The organism is Methylobacterium sp. SyP6R, from assembly GCF_019216885.1.
GTDB lineage: Bacteria > Pseudomonadota > Alphaproteobacteria > Rhizobiales > Beijerinckiaceae > Methylobacterium.
In genome coordinates this window covers 2772501-2788950 of sequence record NZ_JAAQRC020000001.1, presented here as the reverse complement: position 1 = coordinate 2788950, position 16450 = coordinate 2772501, and the positions used below count along the sequence as shown (strand labels likewise).

19 protein-coding genes (1 of these 19 running past the window's edge) are annotated in these 16450 nt (G+C 70.0%); 9 read left to right on the top strand and 10 right to left on the bottom strand.

The window, feature by feature from the left end:
- Positions 1 to 134: 134 nt before the first annotated feature.
- The 3 genes from HBB12_RS12815 to HBB12_RS12805 all read right to left on the bottom strand — a co-directional run bounded on the left by HBB12_RS12815 (position 135) and on the right by HBB12_RS12805 (position 3090).
- Positions 135 to 812: a hypothetical protein gene (locus HBB12_RS12815; protein WP_236989691.1), complete on the bottom strand. Its 678-nt coding sequence runs from the start codon at positions 810 to 812 to the stop codon at positions 135 to 137.
- Positions 813 to 994: 182 nt separating this feature from the next.
- The gene (locus HBB12_RS12810; RefSeq protein WP_236989690.1) at positions 995 to 2377 is read right to left on the bottom strand and encodes a sensor histidine kinase; all 1383 of its coding nucleotides are present in this window, start codon (positions 2375 to 2377) and stop codon (positions 995 to 997) included.
- Complete coding sequence (locus HBB12_RS12805) at positions 2374 to 3090, bottom strand: response regulator (RefSeq protein WP_236989689.1); 717 nt, start codon at positions 3088 to 3090, stop codon at positions 2374 to 2376. Before HBB12_RS12805 ends, HBB12_RS12810 begins: the two co-directional genes overlap by 4 nt.
- 223 nt (positions 3091 to 3313) lie before the next feature.
- On the opposite strand from HBB12_RS12805, the gene HBB12_RS12800 reads away from it, so the two are divergent.
- From HBB12_RS12800 to HBB12_RS12770, 7 genes are all read left to right on the top strand, one after another.
- Positions 3314 to 3592, top strand: a complete 279-nt coding sequence (locus tag HBB12_RS12800; RefSeq protein WP_236989688.1) for an accessory factor UbiK family protein — start codon at positions 3314 to 3316, stop codon at positions 3590 to 3592.
- A gap of 280 nt (positions 3593 to 3872) precedes the next feature.
- Positions 3873 to 4376, top strand: coding sequence for a type III secretion system chaperone family protein (locus tag HBB12_RS12795; protein WP_203154757.1), 504 nt, complete (start codon positions 3873 to 3875; stop codon positions 4374 to 4376).
- Entirely contained in the window at positions 4373 to 5194 is an 822-nt protein-coding gene (gene proC, locus HBB12_RS12790) for a pyrroline-5-carboxylate reductase (protein ID WP_272913265.1), read from the top strand. The genes HBB12_RS12795 and proC overlap by 4 nt, the downstream gene beginning before the upstream one ends.
- 165 nt (positions 5195 to 5359) lie before the next feature.
- Positions 5360 to 6121, top strand: coding sequence for a TetR/AcrR family transcriptional regulator (locus HBB12_RS12785; RefSeq protein WP_236989687.1), 762 nt, complete (start codon positions 5360 to 5362; stop codon positions 6119 to 6121).
- A gap of 119 nt (positions 6122 to 6240) precedes the next feature.
- Positions 6241 to 6819 carry a cytochrome b gene (locus tag HBB12_RS12780; protein ID WP_236989686.1) on the top strand — a complete coding sequence of 193 codons (579 nt, stop codon included), beginning with the start codon at positions 6241 to 6243 and terminating at the stop codon, positions 6817 to 6819.
- A gap of 29 nt (positions 6820 to 6848) precedes the next feature.
- The gene (locus tag HBB12_RS12775; RefSeq protein WP_236992761.1) at positions 6849 to 7196 is read left to right on the top strand and encodes a DUF3088 domain-containing protein; all 348 of its coding nucleotides are present in this window, start codon (positions 6849 to 6851) and stop codon (positions 7194 to 7196) included.
- A 195-nt stretch (positions 7197 to 7391) separates the two neighbouring features.
- A complete protein-coding gene (locus HBB12_RS12770) occupies positions 7392 to 8882 on the top strand; it encodes an HWE histidine kinase domain-containing protein (protein WP_236989685.1) in 1491 nt (496 codons plus the stop codon).
- A 208-nt stretch (positions 8883 to 9090) separates the two neighbouring features.
- Here HBB12_RS12770 and HBB12_RS12765 read toward each other — a convergent pair whose 3' ends face one another.
- Both HBB12_RS12765 and HBB12_RS12760 read right to left on the bottom strand, forming a co-directional pair.
- Positions 9091 to 10131, bottom strand: a complete 1041-nt coding sequence (locus HBB12_RS12765) for a hypothetical protein (protein WP_236989684.1) — start codon at positions 10129 to 10131, stop codon at positions 9091 to 9093.
- A gap of 215 nt (positions 10132 to 10346) precedes the next feature.
- The gene (locus HBB12_RS12760; protein WP_236989683.1) at positions 10347 to 11267 is read right to left on the bottom strand and encodes a LysR substrate-binding domain-containing protein; all 921 of its coding nucleotides are present in this window, start codon (positions 11265 to 11267) and stop codon (positions 10347 to 10349) included.
- A 117-nt stretch (positions 11268 to 11384) separates the two neighbouring features.
- On the opposite strand from HBB12_RS12760, the gene glyA reads away from it, so the two are divergent.
- Positions 11385 to 12653: a serine hydroxymethyltransferase gene (gene glyA, locus HBB12_RS12755; RefSeq protein ID WP_236989682.1), complete on the top strand. Its 1269-nt coding sequence runs from the start codon at positions 11385 to 11387 to the stop codon at positions 12651 to 12653.
- Here glyA and HBB12_RS12750 read toward each other — a convergent pair.
- From HBB12_RS12750 to HBB12_RS12735, 4 genes are all read right to left on the bottom strand, one after another.
- The gene (locus HBB12_RS12750; RefSeq protein ID WP_236989681.1) at positions 12638 to 13666 is read right to left on the bottom strand and encodes a 5-oxoprolinase subunit C family protein; all 1029 of its coding nucleotides are present in this window, start codon (positions 13664 to 13666) and stop codon (positions 12638 to 12640) included. The genes glyA and HBB12_RS12750 overlap by 16 nt on opposite strands.
- Positions 13663 to 14385: a 5-oxoprolinase subunit B family protein gene (locus HBB12_RS12745; RefSeq protein WP_236989680.1), complete on the bottom strand. Its 723-nt coding sequence runs from the start codon at positions 14383 to 14385 to the stop codon at positions 13663 to 13665. Before HBB12_RS12745 ends, HBB12_RS12750 begins: the two co-directional genes overlap by 4 nt.
- A gap of 4 nt (positions 14386 to 14389) precedes the next feature.
- Entirely contained in the window at positions 14390 to 15151 is a 762-nt protein-coding gene (locus HBB12_RS12740) for a 5-oxoprolinase subunit PxpA (RefSeq protein WP_236989679.1), read from the bottom strand.
- A 109-nt stretch (positions 15152 to 15260) separates the two neighbouring features.
- A complete protein-coding gene (locus HBB12_RS12735; RefSeq protein WP_236989678.1) occupies positions 15261 to 15470 on the bottom strand; it encodes a hypothetical protein in 210 nt (69 codons plus the stop codon).
- A gap of 338 nt (positions 15471 to 15808) precedes the next feature.
- Between HBB12_RS12735 and HBB12_RS12730 the strand changes: the two genes are divergently transcribed.
- Positions 15809 to 16393 (top strand): hypothetical protein, encoded by a 585-nt coding sequence (locus tag HBB12_RS12730; RefSeq protein ID WP_236989677.1) that lies wholly within the window; start codon positions 15809 to 15811, stop codon positions 16391 to 16393.
- A gap of 7 nt (positions 16394 to 16400) precedes the next feature.
- Here the strand turns inward: HBB12_RS12730 and HBB12_RS12725 are convergent, their stop codons facing one another.
- Positions 16401 to 16450, bottom strand: partial view of a sulfite exporter TauE/SafE family protein gene (locus HBB12_RS12725; RefSeq protein ID WP_236989676.1) — the final stretch only. 715 nt of this gene lie beyond the right edge of the window; only the last 50 of its 765 coding nucleotides appear in the window; its start codon lies off the right edge, out of view; the stop codon is at positions 16401 to 16403.

The window sequence follows — 16450 nt, the reverse complement described above, 5'->3', positions numbered from 1 at the left end:
GGTCTCCGACCGACACGCTGTCGCGGCAAGGCCACGCGGTGGAGCCGCTGGCCCCGCGCGCCCGAGCGGCGCCGGCTTCCGCATCGCGGACAGCGATCCGGCAGGACCGGCCGGAGCGAGCGCGGACCGGATGATCAGACCTTGAAGTCGAACACCGCCGCCTGACTGCTCGTCGGCGTGCTGCCGGTGCCGCTCGCGCCGTAGCCGCTCGCCTGGGTCTGTGCCTGGGCGTCCTGGAGCTGCTTGAGGAAGCCCGCGAGCAGGTCGCTGGCGCTCGTGGCCGTCGAGGCCGGATCGGTCGCGGCCGCAGAGGTGACCGGCGTCGAGCCGGTGGCATCGGCCGCTCCGGGGGACGGCAGGCCGGGGGGAGCACCGCCCGCGCCGCCGACGCCGCCAAGATCCCCGCCAAGTTCCCCGCCAAGATCCCCGCCAAGATCCCCACCACGATCCCCGTCGCGGTCGCTCCCCTTGTGCGACGACAGCAGGTTCTTCAGCGTCGTCGCCTGGTCGCTCGTCAGGGTGCCCTTCGTGACCTCGGCGCCGATGAGGTCGTCCATCCGGCTCCTGGCCAGGGCCGGATCGAGGCGGGTGCCGCCGGCACCGGTACCGGACGTGCCCGAGGCGCAGGACATCGCCTGGTCGATGTCCTGGACCGCGCTCGTCAGCGCGCTCGCGTCGGTGGCGCTGAGGCTGCCGGCTTGCTGTTGCGCCGAGATCCGGTCGAGGAGCCGCTGCTTGTGCGCGCCCGCCTTCTCGGACCTGGGCTGACTGATCGGCGGGGCGGCCGCGCTGGAGGATGAGACGGTCGTCATGGTGGGCCGGGACCTCGCGTGTGGCGAGCGGGGACGATCGGTCATCCCCGACGCGGATCAGGCTGCAGCCGCCGCCGTTTAAGAGATCCTTCGTCGTCTCGGGAGAATGGTTTCCGCCCGTTGCACGGCGGTGCGCCGCAACGGGGGGTTACATCGTCGCCGACCGTATCCGGACAGGCGGTTCACGCCGCCTGCTGGCGCGGCACCGTACCGACGGCCCGCGGCAGTTCGAGGCGCACGCACAGGCCGCGCGGCTCCCGGTTCTCCAGGGTGAAGGCGCCGCCATGCGACTGCGCGATGGCGGTCGCGATCGACAGGCCGAGGCCGAAGCCGCCGGCCTCGTTGAGGGTGCGGGCGCGGTCGCCGCGCACGAAGGGCTGGAGCATCAGGGTGCGCTCCTCCTCCGGGATGCCCGGGCCCTCGTCCAGGATCTCGACCGCGACGCGGCCCGGCTCCGCCTCGACGAGGCGCACCGTGGCGCCGCCGGCATATTTCACCGCGTTGTCGATCAGGTTGGTGAGCGCGCGCTGCAATTCGGCGGACGAGCCGCGCACCAGGGCCGGCCGCAGGGCCTCGTCCCGCACCTCCTCGGCCCGCACCGCCTCGCCGATATCGGCAAAGCCGTCGCAGACCGTCTGCACCACCGAGGCGAGGTCGACGAGGCTCAGGCCTTCGCGGGACTGGCCCTCGCGCGACTGGCCGTCGCGCACGAAGGACAGGGCCGCCTCGACGAGGGAATTCATCTGGTCGAGGTCGCGCAGGAACTGCCGGCGCAGGGCCTCGTCCTCCAGGAATTCCGCCCTGAGGCGCAGGCGGGTGATCGGGGTGCGCAGGTCGTGGCTGATCGCCGCCAGCATGTGGGTGCGGTCGTCGATCAGGCGCAGGACCCGGTCGCGCATCCGGCCCAGGGCCCGGGACACCGCTAGCACCTCCTCGGGGCCGCGCTCCGGCAGCGGCCGCGCCTCGGTGGCGGTGCCGAAGGCCTCCGCGGCTTCCGCGAGCCGCGCCAGCGGCGCGGTGAGGGCGCGCGTCGCCCAGATCGACAGGAGGGTGAGCGAGAGCGCGAGGAAGACCAGGGTGATCAGCACCGCGCTGGTCAGCGGCGGGTGCGGCAGCGGCAGGGGCGGCAGGTCGGCGCTGAGCTGGAGGCCGCCGGGCCCGGCGATCCGCAGGTGCAGGGCGCCGGCGGGCAGGTGATCCGCCGCGATGCCGTAGCCGGGTCCCAGGGCCGCCCGCAGGCCGGTAATCTCCGGCACGTCGGCGTTCGACGGAGCCGGGGCATTCGGCTCGTTCGCGGGCAGCAGGGTGAGATGAAGTGCCGAGGCACTGTGGCGGGCCGCCGCCACCACGTCGCCCCGGTCCTCGGGCGGGGCCGCCGCCACCATGTGGACGACGGTGACGAGGCGGTTGGCGAGCGCGCTCGGCCGCTCCTCGGAGCGGCGCAGCTCCGGGCGCAGGAGGAGGAAGGCCACCGTCACGACCACGTGGGTCACGACGATCGCGGCGACCACCAGCAGGGCGAGCTGCCCGGCGATGCGGCCGGTGAGCGGCCCGCGCCCGGTCATGTCGAGACCACCTCCGGCGTGAACAGGTAGCCGCCGGAGCGGATGGTCTTGATCATCTCCGGGTTGCGCGGATCGCGCTCGATCTTCTGGCGGATGCGGCTCACCAGCACGTCGATGCTGCGCTCGAACGGCCCGGGCGCGCGGCCCTGCGTGAGATCGAGGAGCTGGTCGCGGGAGAGCACCCGGCCCGGACGCAGGCACATCGCGTGCAGGAGGTCGAACTCGGCGCCCGTGAGCGCCACCTGGGCGCCCTCCGGGTTGAGGAGCTGGCGCAGACCCGCATCGAGCACGAAGCCCGCGAAGGCGTGGCGCCGTACGCCCTCGTCCTCGCGTCCCTGCGTGGCCGAGCCGCGGCGCAGGATCGCCCGGATGCGGGCGAGCAATTCGCGCGGGTTGAAGGGCTTGGCGAGGTAGTCGTCGGCCCCGATCTCGAGCCCGACGATCCGGTCGATCTCCTCGCTCTTGGCCGTCAGCATCAGGATCGGGATGCCGGAGCCGGCGCGCAGGCGCCGGCAGATCGACAGCCCGTCCTCGCCCGGCAGCATCAGGTCGAGGACGACCAGGTCGACGCGGGAATCGGCCATCAGCCGGTCCATCTCGCGGCCGTCGCCGGCGATCGAGACCCGGCAATCGTTGCCGCGAAGATAGCGGGCGACCAGCGTGCTGATCTCGCGATCGTCCTCGACGATCAGGATGTGCGGTGTCGTGCTCACGGGTTCGCCTTATGCCCGAGACCGGGTTTTGCTTGAAGCCATCATTGTGCATCCGTCTGTTGCTGGCACCACCGCGCGACACCGTCGCGCAACCGATGCCGTCCCGGACGGGCTTTTCGCGATGGTGCCGCATTTTCGCGCGATGGGGAGCCCGGACCGGGGCCCATTCCGCCACAAAATGCATTAGGGCTGTGCATCACGGACCAGCCCCGGAGAGTTTTCCATGCAGCAGAACCGCCTGTTCGACGACTTCGCCCGCCTGATGACCGACGCCGCCGGCGCGGCGCAAGGCGTGCGCCGCGAGGCCGAGACGATGGTCAAGACGCAGGCCGAGCGCCTGCTGCGCGACATGGACGTCGCCACCCGCGAGGAGGTGGAGGTACTGCGCGACCTCGTCGCTTCCTTACGCGCCCAGAACGACGCCCTGACGGCCCGGGTCGCAGCGCTCGAGGCCAAGGCGACGGTGTCCGGCGCGGCTCCGGGCGGCACGGCGACGGCCTGACGCCGCGTCCCGATCCGTCTCGCTTGTGCACAGGAAGCTTCGGTGGATAGCCGGCGGTGCGCCGCCGCCGCCGCGGCTTTCCGCTTTGAGTCCCTCGACTCGCCCGGGCTATAGTGGGTCACGCACTGATTCGCAGCCGCTCAGGGGAGACAAGTCGGAACTTAAGCTTTTCGCCTGCACGGCCTGACCGTGCCCGGGTCGCGATCTGCCTTGAAGACGACACTCGCCGCGTCCGCTGACGCAGCTGTTTCCCGCTCGGACGAGCCAAACTTGGATCGCCATGACCCAGCTCAACATCGACGACCTGAACCGCGCCGAGCACCCGCTCGATGTCGTCGAACGCCTCGCCTCCCTCCGGGACTGGATCTTCGATCGTGCCGAGACCGACGAGATGTCGGTGGCGGTGGCCGGACGCTGGGCCGAGTACCACGTCGCCTTCACGTGGATCGAGGACGTGGAGGCCCTGCACGTCGCCTCCGCCTTCGACCTGAAGGTGCCGGACCGGCGCCGCAACGAGGTGCTGCGGCTCGTCTCGCTGGTCAACGAGCAGCTCTGGGTCGGGCATTTCGACCTCTGGAACAGCGAGCACGTGGTGATGTTCCGCCACGCGCTGCTGCTCACCGGCGGCGCCGAGCCGACCCACGGCCAGTGCGAGACCATGCTGAAGACCGCGGTCGAGGCCTGCGAGCGCTACTTCCAGGCGTTCCAGTTCGTGATCTGGGCCGGCAAGACCGCCCGTGAGGCCCTGGACGCGGTCCTGTTCGAGACCGAGGGCGAGGCGTGAGCGGGGGCGGCCACCTGCCGGCCTCGCTGATCCTGGTCGGCGCCGGCAAGATGGGCGGCGCGATGCTGGAGGGGTGGCTCGCCGACGGGCTGCCGGGCGGCAGCGTCACCGTCGTCGATCCCCATCCCGCCCCCGCCATGGTCGAGCTGTGTGCCGCGCACGGCATCGCCCTCAACCCGGCGGACCCGGCCGAGCCCGAGGCCCTGGTCCTGGCGATCAAGCCGCAGGGCCTCGAGGCCGCAGGCCCTGCCCTGGCGCCGCTCGCCGGGCCCGGCACGCTGGTGGTCTCGGTGCTGGCCGGCAAGACCATCGCCAACCTGAAGGACCGCCTGCCCCGCGCCCGCGCGGTGGTGCGGGCGATGCCGAACCTGCCGGCGAGCATCCGCCGGGGCGCCACCGGGGCGGCGGCCTCGCCCGAGACCGGCGAAGACCAGCGCCGCACGGCGCACGCGCTCCTCTCCGGCATCGGCCTCGTCGAGTGGCTCGACAGCGAGGACCTGATCGATGCCGTGACGGCCGTCTCGGGCTCCGGCCCGGCCTACGTCTTCCTGATGGCCGAGGCGCTCGCGGCGGCCGGCATCGCCGCCGGGCTGCCGGACGATGTGGCGGCGCGCCTCGCCCGCCAGACCGTGGCGGGGGCGGGCGAGCTCCTGGGGCGGAGCCCCGAGGAACCGGGAACCCTGCGCCGGAACGTGACCTCGCCCGGCGGTACCACCGCGGCGGCGCTCGACGTGCTGATGGCCGAGGCGGGCTTGAGCCCGTTGATGCGCGAGGCGGTGGCGGCGGCCAAACGCCGGGCCGGCGAGCTGGCGGGCTGACGGGTCCGCCATACCGTATCACCCGCCCCTCACGCGGGCGCGTCGCCGCGGCCCCCTGCCCGGCGGGCGGGGCGATCCCTAGATAGGCGGTCGAGGCGGCGACCCGCCTCGGGGAGAGGCGCACGCACCCTCCCCTTCGCCCCAACGGTATCGGAGCGTCCATCCATGGCCCGCACTCCCAAGGCGTCCGACGTCACGACGTCCGGCGAGGAGACCGCCCGCCTGCCGCCGCGGGAGGCGATCGTCGAAGCGCTGATGCGGCTTGCCGCCGAGCAGCCCTGGAACGACATCGAGATCGCCGACATCGCCCGCGAGGCCGGGGTGACCCTGGCCGAGTTCCGCGACGCCTATCCCTCGAAGGGGGCGGTGCTCGGGGGCTTCGCCCGCATGATCGACAAGCAGGTGCTGGAAGGCGCCAGCGACGACCTCGACGACGAGCCGACCCGCGAGCGGCTGTTCGACGTGCTGATGCGCCGCCTCGACGCGATGGATCCCTACAAGCCGGCGCTGCGCCGCATCGCCTTCGCGCTGCGCGGCGACCTGCTGTCGCTGGCCGCCCTCAACCAGGTGGCGCTCAACTCGCAGCGCTTCATGCTGGCTTCGGCCGGCATCGGCACCGAGGGGCCGCTCGGCCGGGTCAAGCTCCAGGGCGTGGCGATCGCCTTCGCCCGCGTGATGGAGGTGTGGCTCGACGACGACGACCCGGCGCTCGCCCGCACCATGGCGGCCCTCGACCGCGAGATTCGCAACGGCGAGCGCTTCATGGAACGCGCCGAGGACGTGCGCCGGCTGACCGCGCCGTTCCGGGCGCTGGCCCAGTCGCTGGCCGAGGGCGGACGCCGCTGGCGCCGGCGGGACGACCGTCACGACGACCGCAACGAGGACGAGGGCAATCCGCTCGGGGGCGATCCGGCGGCGGCGATCTGACGCCGCTTCCATCCCCGACGATTCGAGCGATTCCAGGGTGACCGTACGTCGCGCATTGTCTAGCCTCCCGGGGTGATCCGCCCTCGCCACGACGGCGGCACTCCAGAGGACCCTTCCGGATGCTCGACCTGTCCACCCGTGCGCCGGTGACGATCGCCCGCGTCGAGCAGCCGCGCTACAACGCCCTGGCGCAAGGCCTGCACTGGCTCACCGCCGCCCTGGTGCTGGCGGTGCTGCCGCTGGCCTGGATCGCCACGAGCCTGCCGGCGAGCCCGGCCAAGGGCGTCTACTTCCAGCTCCACAAGTCGGTCGGCCTCACGATCTTCGCCATCGTGGCGCTGCGCATCCTGTGGCGGGCCTGGCATCCGGCCCCGCCGGAGGTCTACGTGCCCCGCGGCCTGGCTTTGCTCGGCCGCATCAACCACTGGCTGCTCTACGCCGTCTTCCTGCTGATGCCGGCAAGCGGCTTCGTGATGTCGGCCGCCGCCGGCAACACCACGCAATACTTCTTCCTGTTCCCGATCCCGCCCTTCATGGAGAAGAACAAGGCGGTGTCCGATCTCGCCGACCAGATCCATGTGGTGGGGCAATACGCGGTCTACGCCCTGGTGGCCCTCCATGTGCTCGCCACCGCCTGGCATCTGATCGCCCGCCGCGACGCCCTGCTCGACCGGATGCTGCCGCGCCAGGACGTGTGACAATGACGTGTGAGGATCGGGGATCGAGGATCTTGCGCGATCACCTCTATCTGCTGGTCCCGGATTTCGCCGACCCGGCCTTTCCGGGCCGGCGCTTCTATTGCTGGCACTGCGCCCTGATCGAGGGCGTGCTCGCGGGCTTTCCCGCCCCGGCCGGGCGCCTCGACGTGACGCGCCTGCCCTGGCCGCGGCCGCGGCAGGCCCTGATCGACCGCCTCGGCGAGGCGCATCAGTCGCTGCCGCTCCTGGTGCTGGCCCCCGACGCGCCGGATACCCTCGCCACCGGCCGCCATGGCGCCCTGCGCTTCGTCGACGACAAGGACGCGATCCTGCGCGCGCTGCACCAGCGCCACGGTTTTCCGGAACCGCATCCGTAAGGGGGGTTGTTTCCACCACCTCGGCTCACGACATAGCCGATCGGGCGAATGGATCGTCCACAAGAAGACTGCGGTCACAGGATGCGCGCTTTTGCAGCAACCACGGGCGTTGCGCGAAGCCGGGCCGTTGGCGATGACGCGGGATGTGGTACATCGCGACCACTCGTCCGGTATCGCGGAGGAGGCGACCCGAGCGTGACCGATCCCCGCGACGACAGCCGCATCGCGGCCGAGCTGACTCGGACAGGCGCCAGTCCCGACCCGTTCGCCGCCGCCGTGCGGGCGACGCGCATGCCGATGGTGATCACCGATCCGCACCGGCCCGACAACCCGATCGTCTTCGTCAACGACGCCTTCACCCGGCTGACCGGCTATGCTCGCGAGGAGATCGTCGGCCGCAATTGCCGCTTCCTCCAGGGGCCCGAGACCGACGCGGCCGATGTCGCGCGGATCCGCGACGCGATCGCGCGCCGTGAGCCGATCGAGATCGACCTTCTCAACCACAAGAAGACCGGCGAGGCGTTCTGGAACCGCCTGCTCGTCTCGCCGGTCTTCGACGAGGCCGGGCAACTCACCTATTTCTTCGCCTCGCAATTCGACGTGACGCTGGAGCGCGACCGGCTGGTGCGCCTGCAGCGCGACCGCGACGCCCTGGAGCGGGAGATCGCGCAGCGCACGCAGGCCCTGCGGCAGAGCGAGGAGCGCCTGCACTTCATCCTCAAGGCCTCCCGCCTCGGCTCCTGGACCCTCGACCTCGCCGAGATGCGGCTGAGGGCGTCGGCGAACTGCAAGTGCAATGTCGGCCTCGAGCCGGACGCGCCGTTCACCTACGACGACCTGATCGCCGCGATCCTGCCGGAAGACCGCGAGCGGATGCAGGTCGCGGTCCGCGAGTCGATCGAGACCCGGAGCGACTACGACATCGAGTACCGGGTCCGCACGCCGGCCGGCGAGGTGCGCTGGCTCCAGGCCCGCGGCCAGCCCTTCTACGACGCGGACGGGGCTCCCTCGAGCATGGCCGGCGTGACCCTCGACGTGACCGAGCGCAAGCGCGGCGAGGAGCACCGGGCTCTGCTCGCCGAGGAGCTGAACCACCGGGTGAAGAACTCGATGGCGACGATCCAGTCGATCGCCAACCAGACCCTGACCCACGCGACCTCGCTCTCCGAGGCCCGCACCGCCTTCAATGCCCGCCTGCAATCGCTCTCCGCCGCCCACGACGTCCTGACCCGCGAGAGTTGGGAGGGCGCCACCTTGGCGGAGATTGTCGAAGAGGCCTTGCACCCGTTCCGCACCGGCGCGGGCCTGCGCTTCCGGATCGCCGGACCGCCCGTCCGCCTGCCGCCCCGGCTGGCCTTGGCCTTCGTGATGGCCCTGCACGAACTGGCGACCAACGCGGTCAAATACGGCGCGCTGTCGAACGAGCTGGGCCGGGTTCTGCTCGATTGGAGCGTGACCGGCGATGGCGTCCTGCGGCTGCGCTGGGAGGAGACGGGCGGCCCGCCGGTCTCGGCCCCGGCCCGGCGCGGCTTCGGCTCGCGGATGATCGAGCGGGTGCTGGCCGCCGAGATCGGCGGTACGGCGGCGGTCGATTATCGGCCGGGAGGTGTGGTGGCGAGCGTGGAGGCGCCGTTGCCGGAGGTGGTGGAAAGGTTCACGATTGGACCAACGGCTTCGCCTATGTAAGCAACGCCTCCTAATAAAATCAAGACGGAGGAGAACCTTTGGCATGTGTATGCCTAGTTTATTATCCGATACGGTGGGTTATTTCGTAATTTTATGTCATTGATAGCAAATAAAAATAATTAAATTAATTATACAACTATCAACAAGATGGTTATATAATATGTTTTAATAAAATTTTTCCATGCATAATCGTCGTAAATCGACTTTTTTAGTATTTAAATTCTCGAAAAATATTTCCGTTTCCCGCCTCCTTTATAGCAGAGCAGACGCAGCGTTCGACGTAGGATTTATCCATTGACCAACCAGTTAGGATTCCATTAGACAATTCTACAAATTCATTTGCTGGCTGCTCGTCGGGCTGGAAGCGCACAAATTCGACTAAATACCCTGTTGGTTCGTGCAAGAACATATCAACAATATATGCCGCCGGCACGACTTCGAAAGGCGGCGGCGCCACATGCGCTCCAATTGGCGATGACACCAAATAAGTCCGCTCGTCAGGATTAAATACACTTAAATAAAGATCCTTACCGTAGTATCGAACAAAAAACGACCTGCCGGAATTGACATAATCGCCAGCATCGTCAATCTTCCACGCCCGGAATAGAATACGATCGATCTTCTGAAAACCACTAGGTCCAGGATAAACAACCTCGAAGCCTCCACCCCACGAAGCGTCTAGACCTTCGCCAGTTATCCACTGAATTGCAAGCGATCTCGCAGCAAATCTAAGCGCCAATGCGCGAGACAATATACTATCTTCGTCTTCATGCGGCAATGTCTCTGGATGTGAGATCAGATATTCGAAGAATTCTGAGCCGCCGGAACCCATCAAGTAGATGCGCCTACCGTCCATCTCGAAACCGCGCGTGCGGATACCAAATGGCTGGACTATACCATTGCCGATTACAAGCGCGATCATCTCACTGTCTTCCGCACAAGTCTGTAGCAATTCAAAAATCAGCGAAAAATCGGAAATCTGGTCAAACTCTTCAGGAAGCAGAGCTTCAAGCCCGAGCACGATGCGTTGCGCATTCGATTGAGACCCTGCCCAGGCCAATAAAAAGTAGTGACGAACAATAATGAGTTTCTGAGCCAGGGAAGCCGCGTAATAACCATCTTCACTTGGATGGATGGCCTGCTCAGGCTGGGTAGGAAGATCGACAGCGACAGGAACCCGCCAAGAAGTCAGCAAATCTCCAATAAAAGCAGGTAGCCCGCCTAGACTTATTCCAGCGACGAGAGTCATTCGATACGTTATCCCCTAATCTGGCCTGATCGGATTTATTATTTTCAAATCAGCGCCTCTCGGCTGACGGCGTCGACCGTGCTCGTGATCTCTGATCAAAGAATGGAGGTTTTTACACCTGAATGCAAGATTTTCGAGCAAGATTACCATTTCCAATAAACTCGTAGAACTGACGCATGTACGGAACGCCAGCGCCTGAGAGACATTGATAGCAATTACCGATCTCGACCATCGCATTTATTGCAAAATTTCTTGTTTCGTGGCGCCCCGCTCAACCAGTCGATCATGGACGCTAGCCGTCCGCCCTCCCCACCCTCCGGCACGATCAGCCGCAACGGCGCCCCCGCCACGACCCGATCCCCGAACGGCGCGACGAGGCGCCCGGCGGCCAGCGCCTCGCCAACCAGCGCGCTGTGCCCGACGAGCACGCCGTGGCCGGCGAGTGCGGCATCCAGCGCGATGCCGTAGAGCGAGAAGGCCGCCTCCCGGGCCGGGCGCACGGCCCCGGCACCGTGGGCGCTCAGCCAGCGCGGCCAGTCCTCGCACCAGACCGAATCGTGCAGGAGTGTCGCCCAGGCGAGGTCCCGCGGGTGGCGCAAAGCCGCCGCGAGGGCCGGGGCGCAGACCGGAAACAGGTCGTCCCGGGCCAGCACCCGGGAGGTGCAGCCGGCCGGCGCGGCTGCGCCGAAATACAGGCCGAGATCGACCATCTCGCGAAGATAGTCCGGCGGGTCGTCCCGGGTCAGGATCGCGACGTCGAGGTCGAAGGCGGCTTGCAGGGCAGGCAACCGGGGTGCGAGCCAGAGCTGGGCGATGCAGGGCAGGGCCGCGAGCGTCAGGCTGCGCGGCCGGCCGACCGCCCGCATCACCCGCACGGCCTGGTTCACCGCATCGAAGGCCGTGGTGAGGGTGGGCAGCACCGCCCTCCCCTCCGCGGTCAGGCACAGGCCGTTCGGCCGGCGGTGGAAGAGCGGCCGGCCGAGCCAGGCCTCGAGCCCCTTCACCTGGGCGCCGATCGCCGCCGGGGTGACGTGGAGTTCCTGGGCCGCCGCCACGTAGCCGCCATGGCGCGCCGCCGCCTCGAAGGCCCGCAGGGCGTTGAGGGAGGGCGGGGCCGCCCGGCCGGCCGGATCCATCGCGAGGCCCTCATCCGCAAGGCCAAGAAAAGCTTGGCCTGAGCCTCAGCTTATCCCGTTTGCGGACGGCCCCGGCAAGCCCGACAGTCGGGCCCTGCCAGCGACGGAACCCCTCTCATGCGCCTCCTCCACGACGGCTATTTCGACCAGGGCCTCGACGCCGACCCGGAACTCGCCGCCTCGATCCGCGGCGAGCTCGCCCGGCAGCGGGACGGGATCGAGCTGATCGCCTCGGAGAACATCGTCTCGCGGCTGGTGCTGGAGGCGCAAGGCTCGGTCCTCACCAACAAGACCGTCGAGGGCCCGGCTTACGCCCGCTATTACGGCGGCGCCGAGCATGCCGACGCGATCGAGGCCCTGGCGGTCACCCGGGCGACGCGGCTGTTCGGCTGCCGCTTCGCCAACGTGCAGCCCCATTCGGGCTCGAACGCCAATGCGGGCGTGTTCCTCGGGCTCCTGAAGCTCGGCGACACGATCCTGTCGATGGGCGTCGAGGCCGGCGGCCATATCAGCCACGGACATCCGGCGACCCTGACCGGGCGCGACTACAGGATCGTGCGCTACGGTGTGGAGCGCGACAGCGAGCGGGTGGAGCTCGGCTCCGTCGCCCGCCTCGCCCGCGAGCACCGGCCGACGATGATCGTCGCCGGCGGCTCGGCCTATGCCCGCGCCCTCGATTTCGAGGGCTTGCGCGCCGTCGCCGACGAGGTCGGGGCGCTGCTGATGGTCGACATGGCGCATTTCGCCGGCCTCGTCGCCACCGGGCTCCATCCCCACCCCTTCCCGCACGCCCACGTGGTGACCTCGACCACCTACAAGTCCCTGCGCGGCGCCCGGGGCGGCCTGGTGCTGTGGAACGACCCCGCTCTGTCGGACAGGATCAATTACGGGATCTTCCCGGGCGTGCAGGGCTCGGTGATGATGCACAGCGTCGCCGCCAAGGCGGCCTGCTTCGGCGAGGCCTTGCGGCCCGAGTTCCAAGCCTACAACCAGGCGGTCCTCGACAATGCCCGGGCCCTGGCGGCAAGCGTCGCCGAGGCCGGGATACGCCTCGTCGCCGGCGGCACCGATTGCGGGCTGATGCTGGTCGACCTCTCGCCCCAGGGCGTGACAGGCGACGTGGCCGCAAAGGCGCTGGAAGCGGCGGGGCTCGCGGTCAACAAGAACCAGATCCCCTTCGACACCCGCCCGCCCGAGGCGCCTTCGGGCCTGCGCCTGTCCTCGAATGCCGGCACGGCAAGGGGTTTCGGCACCGAGGAGTTCCGACAGGTCGGCCGCTGGATCGCCCGGGTGGTGGCGGCGCCTCACGACGCGGCCGAGCTGGCGGCGATCCGGGAGGAGGTGCTGGCGCTCTGCCGGCGCTTCCCGATCTACGGCGGGGCGTGAGCCCCATCCACCACCCCACCGATCAGGTTGCGGCCGAGCAGGAACTCGGCGCTGAAATCGGTGCGGATCAGGGGCTCCATCGCCACCGGCCCGGCGAGCGCCTGCGCCTCGGACCGCCGCGCCGCCAGGGCCTCGGCGCGGTCGACCGCCCGGAAGCGGATCCGCGTGCCGCCCTGACCTTGAGCGAGGCGTCCGAGATCCGGGCCGATCACGGTCGCGATCTTCGGGTAGCCGCCGGTGGATTGGCGGTCGGCCATCAGGACGATCGGCCAGCCCTCCCCCGGAACCTGGATCGCCCCCATGGCGATGCCGTCCGAGACGATGTTGTAGCCCTTGGCGTGGGTGAGCGGCGTGCCGTCGAGGAAGCAGGCCATCCGGTCGCCCTTGGTGGTCACCGTCCAGGGCCCGGCCAGGAAGGCGGCGATCTGGTCCTCCGAGAAGAAATCGTCCTGGGGCCCGAGCACCACCCGGATCTCCTCGGGCGGGCGGACGAGCCAGGGCGCCACCAGGGCGTGGGGATCGGCAGGCCCGGGGCGGCCTTCCGCGATCGTCAGCCGGTCGCCGGCCCGGAGCGCCCGCCCGTCGAGGCCGCCGAAGCCCGAGCGGGTATGGGTCGCGGTCGAGCCGAGGGTCGGCGCCAGATCGAACCGGCCCGCGGCGGCGAGATACACCCAGGCCCCGGCCCGGCCCGCCCGCACGACGAGATGGCTGCCGGGATGGAGCGTCAGCGCGCAGGCCGGCGGCAGGGGGGCGCCGTCGAGGCTGATCCGGAACTCGCCCCCGGCGAGCGCGATCCCGAGCGGTCCACCCTCCGCCGTCACCTCGACGCCGCCCAGCGACACTTCGAGGGCGGTGGTCGCGAGCGGGTTGCCGAGCGCCCGGTTGGCGGTGGCGTGGGCGAGCGGGTCCATCGGCCCGGCGGCGGTGATGCCGTAGCGCAGGTAGCCGTGGCGGCCGCCATCCTGGAGCGTCACGCCGGGACCGGCCGAGAGGATACTGAGACGTAAGGTCATGCGGCCTCCCGGCGCTGGGCGACGATCTCGCCGGACGCGGCGCGGCGTTCGAGATCCGCGAAGGTGGCGGCGTCGATGGGCTCGAAGCGCAGGGTATCGCCGACCGCGACCGGGAACGGATCGGGGCGGTGCGGCGCGTAGAGCCGTTCCGGCGTGCGGCCGATCACGTACCAGCCGGTCGGCATCGGGAAGGTGCCGACGGCGGCGAGCCCGCCGCCGATCAGCAGGGCATTGGCCGGGTGCGGTGGGCGCGGCGTGGCGCGGCGCGAGACGGCCAGCTCCGCCGGCAGGCCGCCGAGATAGGCAAAGCCCGGAGCGAAGCCGTACATGTAGACCCGGTACTCGGCCCCTGCATGGAGGGCGGCGACGCGCTCGACGCTCAGGCCCGTCGCCTGCGCCACGGCGCCGATATCCTCGGCGCAGGCCGGATCGTAGCAGCAGGGCAGCGTCCAGAGCGCGGCGCCCGCCCGGGCCGAGGCGGGCTTTTCCGCCAGCGCCCGTACCCGCGCGGCGAGGTCGTCACGGTCGAGGACCAGGGGATCGTAGTGGATCATCAGCGAGCGGTAGGTCGGCACCGTCTCGCGCAGTCCCTCGGGCGGCGCGGCGCGCAAGGCGTCGTCGAGGGCGAGCACGCGATCGTGGACGGCGGGATCGACGGTGGTGCCGAACTCCGCCACCAGGGCGGCCTCGCCGGCATCGAGGAGGCGGGGGCTCTCCATCGGATCAGGCCCGGAACGGGGCGAGGCGCACGCCGGCGCCTTCGAGGCGGGCACGCACCGCCCGGGCGGTGGCCACCGCATGGGCGGAATCGCCGTGGACGCAGACCGAGCGGATCGGCGTCGGCAGGCGCCGGCCGCTCGCCGCGATGATCGCCCCCTCCTGCACCATGGCGAGCACCCGCTCGGCGGCTTGTGCCTCGTCGGTGATCAGGGCGCCTGGCTGGCCGCGGGGAATCAGGAACCCGGCCTCGGTGTAGCCGCGATCGGCGAAGATCTCCTGGTGCACGTCGAGGCCCTGCGCCTCGCCGGCCGCGACCTGCTCGGTGAGGGCGATGGCGAGCAGCGACAGGGACGGGTCGACGGCCTTGACCGCCCTGGCGATCGCATCCGCCACCTCCCGCTCCACCGCCGCGAGATTGGCGAGCGCCCCATGCGCCTTGACGTAGGTGAGGCGGTGGCCGGCATAGGCCGCGAGCCCGCCCGCGGCGCCGACCTGGTAGGCGACGAGGCGCTCGACCTCGCCGGGGGTGAAGGGCAGGATCCGGCGGCCGAAGCCCCACCGATCCGGGTAGCCCGGATGGGCGCCGACCGCGACGCCGCGCGCGCGCGCGATGGCGAAGGTGCGGGCCATGATCTCGGGATCGCCCGCATGCAGGCCGCAGGCGACGTTGGCCGAGGTCACGACCTCCAGCATCGCCGCGTCGTCGCCGCAGCGGTAATCGCCGAAACCCTCGCCGAGGTCCGAATTGAGGTCGATGGACGGCATGGCGGGCACTCCGGGCAGGCGGGCGGATGCCATGTCCTGGCATCGCCCCGGCGCCCCTGCAACCCGCGGGCCGCGCCGGACCGGGTTGTCCCGCGCGCCGCCCCTGCGGTCAGAGCGACAGGGCGCTCACCGACAGGTCGAGCGCGCTGCGGGCGAGCCACAAGACCCCCCAGCCGATGAGGCCGAACCACGCGAGCACCAGCGGCACGCCGACCGCCAGGGTCAGCACCATCGCGACCTGGCGCAACTTGGCCTCATACGACGCAGCGACGGTCGCGGCCCGTCCCATCGCGGGCGCCTTCGTGTCGAACTGGATCATGGGTGCGGGTCCCGGAGAGATCATGCCGCCGTGGTGGCAAGCGGCGGGCCCGGCGAATGCGGATCGGCATGCCGGCGCGGGAACGCGGAATGGTTAACAGAGTTCCCTCGCGCTCGCAGGATGTGACGACGCAACCGGCGATGCGATGCGTGCCGAAGCGGGATGCCGCCTTCGCGACGGTGTGGTGGATTCCTAACCTTCGCGCATGGACGCCACCCCTGGGCCCCGCTACCTTCACCGACACGGTCAGGTTGCGACGACCGTCGCGCGGCTCAAGCGTCGAGCCGCGCGAACCGAGGAGCCGGGCAGGCCGCGCCTGCCGATCCGGAGGTGCGATCATGCGTGACGGGATGCGCCGCTCGGTCGGCCTCGCCCTGTTGCTCGGCATCCTGTGCGCGCCGCCGGCGTGGGCGCAGGACCCGGCCGCTCCCCGCCCGTGGAGCGACCCGCCGGCCAAGCCCGCCGCGACGGAGGCGGCGAAGCCCGTTTCCTCCCCGGAACCCACCGCCGCGACGCCGACCCGCACGGCTTCGAAGAAACCTGCCGGACACCCCATCAGGACCGCATCCCGGCCGCGGAACGCGGAGCGCGCGGCGCTCGCACGGCGCAAGGCCGAGCGGCGGGACCAAGTCGCGGTGCGCCCGAGCCGCCGGATTGTCGCAGACGCGGCACTCCGGCCGGCCCCTGCCCGCCGGGTCGTTGCCGCCCGGCCACCGTCGGATATGCAGGCTGCGCGGCGCGCCCGCCCGCTGCCACCGGACCTGTCCGGCTATCGCGATGTCGACCTCTGGGTCGATTCCCGGGCCGACCGGATTCGCCGGGCGCAGGATGGCGGCTTCCTGGTCATGCGCCGCAGCACCATCGAGGACCCGATGGGCCGCCGGATGCAGATCCTGCGCCCCCTCGACGACGAGGACGAGTAAGCGTCGGTCACAGCCACGGTCGCGAGGCCAGGTGCGCGCCGAGCAGCAGGAGACCGA

Excerpts from the sequence above, each read along its gene's own strand:
- HBB12_RS12730 (WP_236989677.1), top strand. The coding sequence starts at position 15,809 with ATGCGTGACGGGATGCGCCGCTCGGTCGGCCTCGCCCTGTTGCTCGGC.
- HBB12_RS12740 (WP_236989679.1), bottom strand. The coding sequence starts at position 15,151 with ATGCCGTCCATCGACCTCAATTCGGACCTCGGCGAGGGTTTCGGCGAT.
- HBB12_RS12815 (WP_236989691.1), bottom strand. The coding sequence starts at position 812 with ATGACGACCGTCTCATCCTCCAGCGCGGCCGCCCCGCCGATCAGTCAG.
- HBB12_RS12810 (WP_236989690.1), bottom strand. The coding sequence starts at position 2,377 with ATGACCGGGCGCGGGCCGCTCACCGGCCGCATCGCCGGGCAGCTCGCC.
- HBB12_RS12765 (WP_236989684.1), bottom strand. The coding sequence starts at position 10,131 with ATGACTCTCGTCGCTGGAATAAGTCTAGGCGGGCTACCTGCTTTTATT.
- HBB12_RS12750 (WP_236989681.1), bottom strand. The coding sequence starts at position 13,666 with ATGACCTTACGTCTCAGTATCCTCTCGGCCGGTCCCGGCGTGACGCTC.
- HBB12_RS12735 (WP_236989678.1), bottom strand. The coding sequence starts at position 15,470 with ATGATCCAGTTCGACACGAAGGCGCCCGCGATGGGACGGGCCGCGACC.
- HBB12_RS12780 (WP_236989686.1), top strand. The coding sequence starts at position 6,241 with ATGCTCGACCTGTCCACCCGTGCGCCGGTGACGATCGCCCGCGTCGAG.
- HBB12_RS12785 (WP_236989687.1), top strand. The coding sequence starts at position 5,360 with ATGGCCCGCACTCCCAAGGCGTCCGACGTCACGACGTCCGGCGAGGAG.
- HBB12_RS12745 (WP_236989680.1), bottom strand. The coding sequence starts at position 14,385 with ATGGAGAGCCCCCGCCTCCTCGATGCCGGCGAGGCCGCCCTGGTGGCG.
- glyA (WP_236989682.1), top strand. The coding sequence starts at position 11,385 with ATGCGCCTCCTCCACGACGGCTATTTCGACCAGGGCCTCGACGCCGAC.
- HBB12_RS12760 (WP_236989683.1), bottom strand. The coding sequence starts at position 11,267 with ATGGATCCGGCCGGCCGGGCGGCCCCGCCCTCCCTCAACGCCCTGCGG.
- HBB12_RS12800 (WP_236989688.1), top strand. The coding sequence starts at position 3,314 with ATGCAGCAGAACCGCCTGTTCGACGACTTCGCCCGCCTGATGACCGAC.
- HBB12_RS12795 (WP_203154757.1), top strand. The coding sequence starts at position 3,873 with ATGACCCAGCTCAACATCGACGACCTGAACCGCGCCGAGCACCCGCTC.